The following is a 235-nucleotide window of genomic DNA, read 5'->3' as shown; positions in this document are numbered from 1 at the left end:
CCCTATGATACTTACATCTTCTGCTATTTTTGCTTGCTGTTTCCCTTCGCCAGGCAATTTTAAGAATGTTGTTAGGATAGCAGCAATGGCGTATAGACCTGCTAATATCCAAATAATCCCTCTTGTGCCTGCTACCTCATAGAATAATGCAACCAGCGCCGGACCCACGAATACACATAAACCTGCTCCAAGGTTTAAGATGGCCATCGCAGCTCCTTTGTCCCCATCTCCCACC

1 protein-coding gene is annotated in these 235 nt (G+C 46.0%); it reads right to left on the bottom strand.

All coding sequences use genetic code 11. The features are described from left to right. Positions 1-235 (bottom strand): MFS transporter (locus RYX56_RS25355; protein ID WP_317124513.1); only part of this gene is annotated, 235 nt, incomplete at both ends.

This window comes from Alkalihalophilus lindianensis, from assembly GCF_032843265.1.
Taxonomy (GTDB): Bacteria; Bacillota; Bacilli; order Bacillales; family Bacillaceae_D; genus Alkalihalophilus; species Alkalihalophilus lindianensis.
This window is presented reverse-complemented; position numbering and strand designations above follow the sequence as displayed.